Origin of the sequence: Paenibacillus oryzisoli, from assembly GCF_050467285.1 — a bacterium.
Taxonomy (GTDB): domain Bacteria; phylum Bacillota; class Bacilli; order Paenibacillales; family NBRC-103111; genus Paenibacillus_E; species Paenibacillus_E oryzisoli_A.
The window spans coordinates 1-12171 of the sequence record NZ_JBCMUN010000041.1 but is presented as its reverse complement, the minus strand read 5'-3'; the positions used below and the strand labels follow the sequence as shown (position 1 = coordinate 12171).

The window sequence follows — 12171 nt, the reverse complement described above, 5'->3', positions numbered from 1 at the left end:
CTTATCTTAATGACATTGCCCATAAGGGCGGTGCTTTTTACTAAGAAGCCCTAAGCTTCCATCGCGCTTAACGCTTTCTCTTCGCACTCCGCGGAGCAGAAGCTGTTGTGCTCCTCTTCGCACGCTTCGCAGCAGATGTGCTTCAAGTGGCATAGATCGTTCGCACAGTTGATGTAGCGATCCTCAGGCTTGCCGCAGTGGTAGCACTTGCCGACGATAACATCTTCCTCCGTCCGATTGATCGGCACGGAAATGCGCTCGTCGAAGACGTAGCATTTGCCGTCGAACAAGCGGCCTTGGACGTCTTCATCCTTGCCGTAGGTGACGATGCCGCCGTCCAACTGGTACACGTCCTTGAAGCCTTCGTTGATCAGGAAGCCGGACAGTTTCTCGCAACGGATGCCGCCGGTGCAATAGGTCAGAATCGGACGGTCCTTGTAGTCGGCCATGTTGGTGCGAATCCACTCCGGGAACTCGCGTGTCGTTTCCACTTCCGGACGAATCGCGCCGCGGAAATGACCGATGTCGTATTCGTAATAATTACGTCCGTCGAGCACGATCACATCGTCGCGCTGAAGCATTTCATGCCATTCCTTTGGCTTCAAATGTGTGCCCGTTAGTTGGTTCGGATCCACATCCTCTTCCAATCGGAAGGTGACGAGCTCTTTTTTCGGACGGACAAACAGTTTCTTAAACGAATGGTCCTGACTTTCATCGATTTTATAAACCATGTCTTTGAAAAGCGGCATTTGCCGCATCATCGCCATATAGGCGTCGGTTTGCTCAATCGTTCCGGACAATGTACCGTTGATACCTTCCGGGGCAATCAGAATGCGGCCTTTGATGCCGAGCTTCTTGCAGAACGCCAAATGCTCGCGGGCAAGCGCCTCATGGTCATGAACGCGAACAAATTTATAGTACAACAATATACGAAATGGAGCGCTGGATGCTGTCATAGAAAAAAACCACCTAACTCAAATAATTACGCGTCTCCTGAAAAAAGACTCTACGCATATCTTGACATAAAAATGCGTTTTTTTCAATCGGACAGCAATTTTTGGAACGTTAGTCTGACGGCAGTGGACTTCATTCAAAAAGGATTAGCAAATCTCACACATTTATAAAGAAAAGTACATAAAAGTCCTAACGATTATAACTTAAGATATGACCAACAGATGAATTGCGTATACCGCAGCGTCCAAATCATAGATGGAAGTAGAGGGATTTTGTAATGAAATTAAGTGTACGCTTAAAATTTGGTGTGGTATTCGGTGTCATCGTGCTTATGTTGGCCGTCATGTGTCTCACGGACTTAACCCGTATGCATTCGCTGAAAGATCAGAACGAGAAAGTCGCCAACGACTGGATGATGGGGATTCAACAGATTGAAGAAATCAACTATAATTCCGAGCATCTCTTGATGCTATATTATCAGAAGAAATTAGAGCCGGATGTGAAGAAGCAGGAGCCGATTGACGCCAAAATTGCTTCTACGATTGAAAGTATCGATCAATTATTAGGAAAATATAAGGAATCTATTGCGAATGGGGACGATCAGGCGCATTTTGACCAGTTGACTCAGGATTGGACGGCGTTCAAGGATGCCTTTGCGGTCAATAAGAAGATGTCGGCCGACCCCACGAAAGTGAAGGAAGCGGCGGATAGTTTGGCCGTGATGTCAACGGCGTTCGGCAACGCGCAAAAAACGATGGCGGAAATGGTGACGTTTAACCAGGAAGGCGGTCAGCAAGCCGTTCAAGAAAGCAACGAATTGTATCGTTCCAGTGTGGTGACTTCCGTTGTCGTCGTGGTCATTCTATTGCTGATCATGCTGGCTGCCGGTTTTTTGGTGGACCGCCTCATCGTGGTGCCCGTGCGGAAAGCATCGCAAGCGCTGAATCGCATTGCAGAAGGCGATCTTACTGTGCAGGCCATTTCGGTTAAAAATAAGGATGAAATCGGCGCGCTGATCGGGTCCGTAAATCGTATGGTGAGCCAGCTGCGCCTTTCGGTGGAAAAAATGCTGAACGCCTCGAACAGTGTGGTGGCTTCTTCCCAACAGCTCTTTGCAAGCTCCGAGCAAAATACATCCGCTTCCCAGCACGTAGCCATCTCTGTGCAGGAATTTGCGAGCGGCGCCGACGTCCAGGCGCAAAGCTCCGAGGAATGCGGCAGAGCGATGGAAGAAATGGCGGTGGGTATTTCCCGGATCGCCGAAACAACGGCGGACGTCTCCGAATTGTCGATGACGGCGTCGCAGCTTGCCGATCACGGCACGCATGCGATGGAACGCGTCGTGAACAAGATGCAGGCGGTGAACGAAGCGGTGAATGCAGCGAATGGGGTTATTCGAGAGTTGGATAAGCATTCCCAAAGCATCAGCCAAATTTCCACGCTGATCGGCGATATTGCGGCTCAGACGAATCTGCTTGCGCTGAATGCGGCGATTGAAGCGGCGCGGGCTGGGGAAAGCGGCAAAGGCTTCGCCGTCGTGGCGGGTGAGGTGCGCAAGCTGTCGACGCAGACGGATGATTCCGTCCGCAGCATTTCGGCGCTCATTTCGAGTATTCAAACGGATACGCAGCGTGCTGTCGCCGTGATGAATACCGGTTTGAGCCAGGTGCAGGACGGGTTGACCGAGGTAGGTACGGCGGAGCAGGCGTTCGATCAGATCGTGCAGGCGTCGCAAGAGGTTGCCGGCAAGATCCAGGAAACGGCCGCAGCCGCGCAGCAAATGGCGGCAAGCACGGAAGAAGTCGCCGCCACCGTGGCACATGTAGGCAGCGTCGCGAAAATGACGTCGGGCACGGCGCAATCCGTCGCGGCTGTCACGCAGCAGCAGCTTGCATCTGCGGAAGAAATTACGTCCTCCGCGAAGAGTTTGGCGGACATTGCGACGGATTTGAATGCCGTTGTGAACGGCTTCCGCCTCGCTTAGATAGCAGACAATAAAAAAATGTCGATTCAAGCAAACTTTTTCACCGGGCATCTGCGTCTTATGTTCATGAAGGCAAACAACAAGCCCCATTCATTCATGAATCGACAAGGAGTGTATGTCTAATGAAAAAGAAACCTTTTATGTTGCTTAAAATGGGAATGATTTCCTGCGCCCTGTTCGCAGGTGTTGTGGGGGCCGTACTGCCAGCAGCGGCGGAATCCGCGGATGGGTCGGCACAGACGGTGAAGGCGCAGCCTGTGTCTTCGCCGATTCAAGCGGCAGCGTCAGTCGCGGTGAAGGAAGTGGTGCTGACAACGTCCAGCGTGAACTTGAACGCGGACGTCAAAGTGCCGCAGCTGACGGGCCTGGCGGATACGCAGTATCAAGATAAGCTGAATGACATTATCATGACGAAAGCCAAGCAAGACCTTGCGAGCTGGGAGAAGGATGCGGAGAAAGATTCGCAAACTGCGAAGGATCGCGGCTATACGTTCCGCCCTTATATTTTAAAAACCGTGTATGAGTTAAAATCCGATGGTAAAGGGAAGCCAGCTGGCGTCGTCTCCCTCGTTGTGACAACGTATGGTTCTTATGGGAACACCGGCATGCCGCGCGTCGACGCGTACACGTTTCTGAACACGCCGACGGCTCGGCTTGTCAAGCTGAGCGATCTGCTTGGCGCGGATTACAAAGCGACCGTGAATGCCGGCGTAAAAGCGAAAATCGCCGAGCATCCAGAGAACTATTTTGCGGATGAGTTCAAAGGAATTGCGGACGAGCAGACCTTCTATGTCGCGGGCAATGAAGCTGTCGTCGTGTTCTCGAAATATGAAATCGCCCCTGGAGTGATGGGGACGCCGGAATTCCAATTTCCGCTGCCGGCCGATCTCAAGGTAGAGCCGAAGCCAGTGGAGCAGACTTCCGATAAAAAGCTGAGCGTGCAATTGGCGGCGGACGATCTGACTTCGAATGAGTATGGGGCACAGCTGATCCCGCTGCGAAAAGTGGCCGAGGGACTCGGGTATACGGTGAAATGGAACCAGGATACGTATGCAGCCGAGCTGAGCAAAGGCGCAGAATGGACATCGGTGAGCGTGGGGAAGGACAGCTATTTCTTTGCACGGATGGCGCCTGTTGAGTTAGGTGCAGCGCCCGTGATCAAGAACGACACGCTCTATGTGCCGCTGAAGTTTGCTTCGGACATTTTGAAGGCCACTGCGAAGGTGGATGGCGTGAACGTCACCATTGAGCAATAGGATGAGCTTGAGATAGAAAAAGGTGCGAGAACTATGCAAAAGCCTCTTTTTCCGCTATTGGGCGGGGGAAGGGGCTTTTTGTCGTCACAAAGTTGTAAGCGGTTGCATATAATAGAACATCCTTGTTTTCGGGAGGTGGTCTGGATGTATCTGAAAAACGTGTTATCCGCATGCCTCGCGCTCTGGTTTGCCGTCAGCCCGTGGGTGTTCGATTTTCGTCATGAAACGAATGCGATGCTCATCTGCTTGGTGCTCGGCAGCCTGCAGTTCGTCTGCTCGATGCTGGCGCTCGGGAAGTCCGGGAAGCAGGTGTGGCAAAACTGGGTGTGCGTGTGCTTCGGCGCGCTGTTTATCGCGGTGCCTAACGTGTTCGAGCTGCAGCTGAAAGCCTTTTTCTCTTTTGTTGTGCTGGGGTTCTTGACGATGCTTCTGAATTACGCCAATTTGTATCCCGAATCGGAATCTCAATCCGAACAAAGTTGAACGGCTTCGCGATCTTTGCTGATCGGTGCGTTTGGGGAGGACATAGAGCGTTTCGAGGGTACGTTTCCCGATATGCTAAAAAAATTTCGTCCCCCTCTTGCCAGATGGATTTAAGTATGTCATAATGAGAATATCAAAAGAGAGCGATAAAGGAAGCTGAGCTTCTTCTTTTTTTAAGTATTGATAATGTCGTTTTGATAATATTAAAAGATGGAAAGGAGATCTTCACATGACACGTAAAGCCTTGATTGTCATTGACTATACGGCGGATTTTGTAGATGGCAAGCTGCCGGTTGGGGAGCCTGCGATCGCGATTGAAGATCGGATCTGCGAGCTGACGAATACGTTTGTGGATGAGGGAGAGTTTGTTGTGATGGCGGTGGATCTGCACGAGGATGGCGATCCGTTTCATCCCGAGACGGGGCTGTTTCCACCGCATAATCTTCGCGGGACGGAGGGACGAGAGCTGTACGGGAAGCTGGGGCAGGTGTATGAAGCGGAGCGAGAGCGGATCATGTGGATGGATAAAACGCGCTACAGCGCTTTTGCCGGGACGGATTTGGCGCTTCGGCTGCGAGCTCAAGGCATCACGGAGCTACAATTGATCGGCGTGTGCACCGACATTTGCGTACTGCACACCGCGGTCGACGCCTACAATCAAGGCTTCTCGCTTGTGATTCACGCGGATGCGGTCGCTTCGTTCGATCCTGCGGGGCATGACTGGGCGTTGCGGCATTTTGAAAGAACACTCGGGGCTAAGGTTGTCAGAAAAGGGTAAAATGACGCTAAGGGCGTATCGCGCGCAGGAGGATGATGGAGATGAACGATCACGCATTAACGCTGCATACGGATAAATATCAAATTAATATGATGTACGGTTATTTTCTGCAAGGGACGCATACGAAGCGGGCGGTATTCGAGGTGTATTTCCGCAAGCTGCCGTTCGGCAGCGGCTACGCGGTATTTGCTGGGCTCGAGCGCGTCATCTCGTATCTTCAGCAACTTCGCTTCGGGGAGGCAGAGATCGCATACTTGCGGACGCAGGAGGAGCAGTACCGGGAGGACTTCCTGGACGCACTTCGCGCCTTCCGTTTCCAGGGCGACCTGTACGCCGCGCCGGAAGGCACGCTCGTGTTCCCGAATGAGCCGATCGTGCGTGTGGTGGGCACGATTTTTGAAGCGCAGCTTGTCGAGACGGCCATTCTCAACTTCGTGAACTACCAGACGCTCATCGCTACGAAAGCCTCGCGCATCAAGCAAGTGGCTCCGCACGATGTGCTGCTGGAGTTCGGCACGCGGCGCGCCCAGGAGGCGGATGCCGCCATCTGGGGCGCCAGAGCCGCCTACATCGCGGGGTTCCACGCGACGTCGAACCTGCGGGCCGGGATGCTGTTCGGCATCCCGACGAAGGGCACCCACGCGCACGCCTGGGTGCAAGCGCATGACACGGAACTCGATGCGTTCCGTGCTTATGCCGCAGCAGTGCCGGACTACGTCACGCTGCTCGTGGACACCTACGACACGCTGCGCAGCGGCGTGCCGAACGCCATAACCGTGGCGCGCGAGATGCGGGGGCGCGGCCAGGAGCTGGCCGCCATTCGCCTCGACAGCGGCGATTTGGCGTATTTGTCCCAGCAGGCGCGGCGCCTGCTGGATGAGGCGGGCTTTCCCGAGGTGAAGATTGTGGCGTCCAATGACTTGGACGAACACATCATCGAGGGGCTGAAAGCCCAAGGCGCTTGCATCGACAGCTGGGGCGTCGGCACCCAGCTGATTACGGCCGCCGACCAGCCGGCGCTGGGCGGGGTGTATAAGTTGGTTGCCCGGGAGAAGGATGGCCGGTTCGAGCCGGTCATCAAGATTTCGGGCAACCCGGAGAAAGTATCGAATCCGGGCTACAAGGAAGTGTACCGGATTATGAATAAGAAGACGGGCAAGGCGGAAGCGGATTATTTGGCCTTGCAAGAGGAGACGGACATCCGCGAGGGCCGGCGAATTAAGCTGTTCGATCCGGTGCATCCGTACCGATTCAAATATATTGAGGACTATGAAGCGGTGCCGCTGCTTCAGTCGATTTTTGCCGGCGGGGAATTGGTGTATGCACAGCCTACGCTGGAGGAGATTCGCGCGTATCACGCCGAACAGTTGCAGACGGTGTGGCCGCAGTATTTGAGGAAGCTCAATCCCGAGGTGTATCGCGTGAATTTGAGCCGGAAGCTGTGGGATTTGAAAATGGCGCTGATTCACCGCTACCAGGAGTAGCCTTTCGCGCGATTGGCATTCCGTTTCCCGAACATGCTATGATAGGAGGGACAGTCCGCGCTGCGATGCAGTGCGGGCTTGCTCGCGATTTTTCAAATTTGGTTGGGAGGTTGAACGGATATGTCCACGCAAGTATTTACGGAAGGCGTCAAGCTGAATAACGGCATCCATATGCCGTGGCTCGGACTCGGCGTTTGGAAAACGAAGGAAGGCCCGGAAGTCATCTCGGCTGTCCGCACAGCCTTGGAATACGGCTACCGCAGTATTGATACGGCGGCTGTCTACGGCAACGAAGAAGGCGTCGGCCAGGGGCTGCGCGACAGCGGCGTGCCGCGTGACGATATTTTTGTAACGACGAAGGTGTGGAACGCCGATCAAGGCTATGAGTCCACGTTGAAGGCATTTGAAGCGAGCCGCAAGCGTCTCGGTCTCGACATCATCGACTTGTATCTCGTCCACTGGGCGGTGACGCCGACTTATCGCGAGACGTGGAAAGCGCTCGTTCACTTGTACAAGGAAGGTTATGTGCGCGCGATCGGCGTGAGCAACTTCCAGATCCACCACTTGAAGCAGGCGATCGAAGATACCGGCGTCGTGCCGACGGTCAATCAAGTGGAATTGCATCCGGAGCTGGCGCAAAAAGAACTGCTCGCTTACGCCCGTGAAACCGGCGTTCGCGTTGAAGCGTGGAGCCCGCTCATGCAGGGCAAGCTGGATCATCCCGTGCTGCAGGGCATTGCCGGCAAATACGGCAAATCCGCCGCGCAGGTCATTCTGCGCTGGGACATCCAGAACGGCGTCGTGGTCATTCCGAAGTCGATCACGCCGCAGCGCATTCTGGAGAATGCGCAGATTTTCGACTTCGCGCTGAGCAGTGAGGATATGGCGCAGATCGATGCGCTCAATTTGAATAAACGCATGGGTCCGGATCCGGACAATGTGACATTTTAATGTGAAGAGGAGCAAAGACGGCTGAATGGTTGTCTTTGCTCCTTTTGTGTGCGTGTCAAAGTACCGGCCAAGTTACGGAGAAAGTGTTACCAATGAACTGCCAAGTATCTACCGCCAAAGCCCCGTCAGTCCCGCAAAGCCCCGCCGAAATATCCCGAGCCCCGCAAGAGTCACCAATGCCCCACAAATGTACCAGCAAAGCACCAACAAATTACCGCTCTGCCCTCCCTGCCACGCCAACTTGCAAAAAATGCAGGTAATCCCGACGTTCAGGTGCAATCTCCGGGAAATCCTGCAGAAAGTACAGTAAATTTCAGCGATTTCTTGAATGAAAGCGGTTGCAGCCAAGTTTATCCGAAATTTACCTGTAGGAAATACAGGATTCTAAGCATTTCGTCCCTTTTTCTCCGAATTAACTGCAGTTTTTACAGTTGCTGCTTGGAGAACACTCCTCATCCCGCTCGTCTCCGCCGTCCCGCACTTTTCCCGCCCGCAAATAAGAGCGGTCAACCACGTCTAAACGGCATTCTCTGCTCGGCTGCTCAGAAATAAGCGTGGTCAACCACGCTTATTCTCTAACCAACTGACCAGTTGCGAGAGAAGTTAGCCCAATAAGCGTGGTTCACCACTTCTATTTCCCGCTCAGCGCGCCAAAATCAAGAAATAAGCGTGGTTTACCGCTTTTATTCACCCCACCATCACGTCACCAAGCCATGCCGCGCTATGACAACGCACTCGACGCTCCCTCCCCCTCCTACTTCAGCAGCGAGATCATCTGATACACTTCCCGATGATCACCCGGCAGCAGGAAGTTCTTGACTTTGAGCTGCGACGAGCCGTCCCCGTCCAGGAAAAGACCGTCCACTAGCGCCCCGTCCCCCACTTGCTCCATCACGGCAGAGCGGAACGCCTCGCCGGTGCAAGGCGTAGGTGCAACGACCAGGTACAGCCGGTTGTACCGATCGTACACGATGCCGGAGCGCATGCGCGGCTCGTCGATCACCGGCATTTCTTCCGAAATGGCCTGCTCTACCCAGCCCTGAGGGTTGGCAAGCCCCATGCTGACGCCGCCCTGCGCCCAATAATGGGCGCGGTCCGATACCTGCAGCTCGCTGGCATTCTCCACGACTTGGATGCTGAATGTTCCGGCCAGCTCGTCCCACACCAGTGTGCCGCGTTTGCGGTCCGTATTGAACCAACCGGAGCCGTAGTCGCCGGGTGCGCCTTTCACGGGCTTGTCATTTTGAACGGCGATGCTCAGCAGATAGCCCTGCCAGAAGAACCCGCCATTAATGCCGTTATCCATTAAATCCGTCACGTTCGCCGCGATCGCCTTCAGGCCGATGTTGGACGGCAATGTCTGAATCGTATGCAATCTAACGCCGTTGGAAGCTTCAAATACGCTGTATTTTGAAATCGTAGGGAGCGGCGGTTTATTGTCTAGCAGGTGCAGCCCCCAGATCAGCGTCCATAGAAAACTAGCACATGCAACGAGTAAGAAAATCAATAGACGGAGAGGGGGGATTTTCTTTTTCATAGGGGGAGTAATTGTGAACATAGGCGTCTCCATCCTGCAGATCGGCTGCGATTGGAATTGCGATCTTTTCTATCAGTCTATGAAAAGAGTAATGGATTTATGCGCGAAGACGCAAGAAAAAAACCATTCTCCGCGTAATTCTACTACGCAGCGAATGGCTGTTTCTCTATCGTAATCGCTATCATTTTAAAAAATAGGAATCCGTGCTTTATTACCGTCTGTCGCATATAAAATCGCTTCGGAGCTGAACAAATCGACACGTTCCAAGGAGTTCACCAGGTTCATCGTCGTAAATTTGTTATATCGAAGAGCGTTGAGCAAAGAGGGAATCAACTTGTGGTCCGTTCCGACAAAATTGACAGAGATCGGTTTCTTGTTAAATAGAATATTCATTCGCACTTCAACACATCTCCTTCGCGTTATGAATTCGTTTATTTGGTCTGTTGAGTCTTAAGATTATCATATCTTTCTCAATTTATTCGTCGATTCGCGTTGTCGGAATGCCACTACTTCTGTCGTTCATGCATATGGAAAAAAGTGGGTTGAAAACCGTCTGCAGGAGGATGCAAACCACTGCCCATTCGGTTATGATAGAGAAGCGCTTATGAAATGATAAATTTTGGAAGATAAGGGTGTGACATTGTGGACTCCTCTCAAGTTGTTATTGAGGCGGACGGTTTGGTGAAAAGCTATGGCTCTTTTCAAGCGGTTCGCGGAGTGAATTTCAAAGTTTTTCAAGGAGAAGTATTCGGTCTGCTCGGGCCTAACGGCGCAGGCAAAACGACAACGATGGAAATGATAGAAGGCCTGCGCAAACCGGACGGCGGACGCGCGATTGTGGCTGGGTACGATACGCAGAAAGCGTTAATCAAAGTCAAAGAAGTGATCGGTGTTCAACTGCAATCGACTTCACTGTTCGAGTTGCTGACGGTGGAGGAAATTATGCAGATGTATGCGAGCTTTTATCCGAATGCGGTGCCGATTGAGCCGCTACTCGAGGACATGACGCTGACGGAAAAAAGAAAAGGCAGGGTCAAGCACCTGTCCGGCGGGCAGAAGCAGCGGCTGGCCATCGGGCTCGCCCTGCTTAACGATCCGAAGGTCATCTTTCTGGATGAGCCGACAACAGGTCTCGATCCGCAGGCGCGGCGCACACTCTGGGACATTATTCTCCGACTCAAAGAACGCGGCAAAACGATCGTCCTCTCCACACATTATATGGAGGAAGCACATGTGCTCTGCGACCGGATCTGCCTGATGGATCAAGGGAAAGTCGTGGCACTGGACACACCGCGGGAGCTCGTACGAAGCTTGCAATCCGACAGCGCAATCGAGTTTCGCTTGCAAGGCGCGGACGAGAGCGAAGAGGGACGCACCCGTATTCTGGAGGAGCTGCACAGCATTCGCGAGGTCAAAGGCGTGGACATCCGCAAGGATGTGTATGTGCTCTACACCGACAACCTGCAAACCTCGCTCATCGATCTCGTCGAGAAAAGCGCGGCCGGCAGCCTGGAGCTCGCTGATTTGCAGACGCGTACGGCGACGCTCGAAGACGTGTTTATTTCGATGACGGGAAGGAGCTTGAAAGAAGAATGAAAGCTTATCTTCAATTGACGCTGAGTCAGCTGCGTTTTTTTGTGCGGAATCGGCAGGTGCTGTTTTTTACACTGTTCATGCCGTTGTTTTTCATGATTATGCTGGGCTCATTTCTGGGAAAGGGCACCGACGTCGATTTAAGCGGCTCGCTCATCGATCAGGATAACAGCAGCGCTTCCGCGGTGATGGTGGAGGCTTTGCAGGGCAACAGCGCGCTGAAGCTGAAGAAAACGGACGATCTGGATAAAAGCCTTGAGGAGCTGAAGCATGGCGACCAGAAGCTGGTCGTGGTGATCCCGAAAAACTATGGCACAGCAGTAGAGCAAAAGGGAGCGGATAACAGCAAGGCACATCTCTTACAGGTGTACTTTGATCAGACGAATCAAATGAGCTCCAGCATCGGCGTGCAGGTCGTTGGGCAAGTGGCGGACGGCGTGTCCAAAAAGCTGACCAACTACGTGCCGATCGTAGGGATTGAGCCAGTCGGCGTGCAGTCGCTTGATCTGCGCTATATCGATTTCCTTGTACCGGGTATCCTCGCGATGATGATTATGTCGAACAACCTGAACGGGGTTGCCGGTCAAATCGCTTCCTGGCGCGAGCGCGGGGTGCTCCGCCGGATGCAAAGCACGCCGCTGACCGCTTCGACGTTCATCGCGGCGCAGATCACCGCGCGTCTGATCCTTAGCGTCATTCAGTCGTTGATCGTGCTGCTCGTCGGCGCGCTGATCTTCGGAACGCAGATGAACGGCGCCTGGTGGCTCATCTTCCTCATTATCGTGATGGGCACGCTGACGTTCATGTCCCTCGGCTTCATCATCGCCGGTGTAGCGAAGACGCCGGAGAGCGCCGGACCGATCGCGGGTATCTTGTCGTTCCCGCTTATGTTCTTGGGCGGCGTGTTCTTCCCAGTGTCGAGCATGCCGGAGTTCCTGCAGCCAATCGTGAAGTCGATTCCGATCACGCAGCTAAGCACGGCGCTCCGCCAAGTGATGAACGTCGGCGCGGGCATCGGGGAGCTGTGGCCGCAGCTTGGGATGCTGGCGATTTGGCTGGTTGTATGTTTCGTCATTTCGACGTTTACGTTTAAATGGGAGTAAAGGGAAGGCCGCTCAGCCGATGAGCGGCTTTTTTCAGTGCGCCTCACA

At 53.5% G+C, this 12171-nt stretch carries 11 protein-coding genes; 8 read left to right on the top strand and 3 right to left on the bottom strand.

The features are described 5' to 3' along the window. Positions 1-50: 50 nt before the first annotated feature. A complete protein-coding gene (locus ABE504_RS32800) occupies positions 51-956 on the bottom strand; it encodes a rhodanese-related sulfurtransferase (RefSeq protein WP_430096920.1) in 906 nt (301 codons plus the stop codon). 275 nt (positions 957-1231) lie between these two features. Here ABE504_RS32800 and ABE504_RS32795 point away from each other — a divergent pair, with 275 nt between their 5' ends. The 6 genes from ABE504_RS32795 (at position 1232) to ABE504_RS32770 (ending at position 7890) form a co-directional block, all read left to right on the top strand. Further along, the gene (locus tag ABE504_RS32795; RefSeq protein ID WP_430096918.1) at positions 1232-2938 is read left to right on the top strand and encodes a methyl-accepting chemotaxis protein; all 1707 of its coding nucleotides are present in this window, start codon (positions 1232-1234) and stop codon (positions 2936-2938) included. Positions 2939-3060: 122 nt separating this feature from the next. Then, positions 3061-4194, top strand: a complete 1134-nt coding sequence (locus tag ABE504_RS32790; RefSeq protein WP_430096916.1) for a stalk domain-containing protein — start codon at positions 3061-3063, stop codon at positions 4192-4194. A 144-nt stretch (positions 4195-4338) separates the two neighbouring features. After that, positions 4339-4677, top strand: a complete 339-nt coding sequence (locus tag ABE504_RS32785; protein WP_430096914.1) for an SPW repeat protein — start codon at positions 4339-4341, stop codon at positions 4675-4677. A gap of 229 nt (positions 4678-4906) precedes the next feature. After that, a complete protein-coding gene (locus ABE504_RS32780) occupies positions 4907-5455 on the top strand; it encodes a cysteine hydrolase family protein (protein ID WP_430096912.1) in 549 nt (182 codons plus the stop codon). A gap of 41 nt (positions 5456-5496) precedes the next feature. Continuing rightward, the gene (locus tag ABE504_RS32775; RefSeq protein WP_430096910.1) at positions 5497-6939 is read left to right on the top strand and encodes a nicotinate phosphoribosyltransferase; all 1443 of its coding nucleotides are present in this window, start codon (positions 5497-5499) and stop codon (positions 6937-6939) included. A gap of 120 nt (positions 6940-7059) precedes the next feature. Continuing rightward, positions 7060-7890, top strand: coding sequence for an aldo/keto reductase (locus ABE504_RS32770; protein ID WP_430096908.1), 831 nt, complete (start codon positions 7060-7062; stop codon positions 7888-7890). Between the two features lie 754 nt (positions 7891-8644). Here the strand turns inward: ABE504_RS32770 and ABE504_RS32765 are convergent. Both ABE504_RS32765 and ABE504_RS32760 read right to left on the bottom strand, forming a co-directional pair. Then, the gene (locus tag ABE504_RS32765) at positions 8645-9448 is read right to left on the bottom strand and encodes a hypothetical protein (protein WP_430096906.1); all 804 of its coding nucleotides are present in this window, start codon (positions 9446-9448) and stop codon (positions 8645-8647) included. 165 nt (positions 9449-9613) lie between these two features. Then, positions 9614-9826, bottom strand: a complete 213-nt coding sequence (locus ABE504_RS32760; protein WP_126141746.1) for a hypothetical protein — start codon at positions 9824-9826, stop codon at positions 9614-9616. Between the two features lie 240 nt (positions 9827-10066). Here ABE504_RS32760 and ABE504_RS32755 point away from each other — a divergent pair, with 240 nt between their 5' ends. Both ABE504_RS32755 and ABE504_RS32750 read left to right on the top strand, forming a co-directional pair. Then, complete coding sequence (locus tag ABE504_RS32755) at positions 10067-11023, top strand: ABC transporter ATP-binding protein (protein ID WP_430096922.1); 957 nt, start codon at positions 10067-10069, stop codon at positions 11021-11023. After that, positions 11020-12123, top strand: a complete 1104-nt coding sequence (locus tag ABE504_RS32750) for an ABC transporter permease (RefSeq protein ID WP_430096904.1) — start codon at positions 11020-11022, stop codon at positions 12121-12123. The genes ABE504_RS32755 and ABE504_RS32750 overlap by 4 nt, the downstream gene beginning before the upstream one ends. Positions 12124-12171 lie beyond the last annotated feature (48 nt).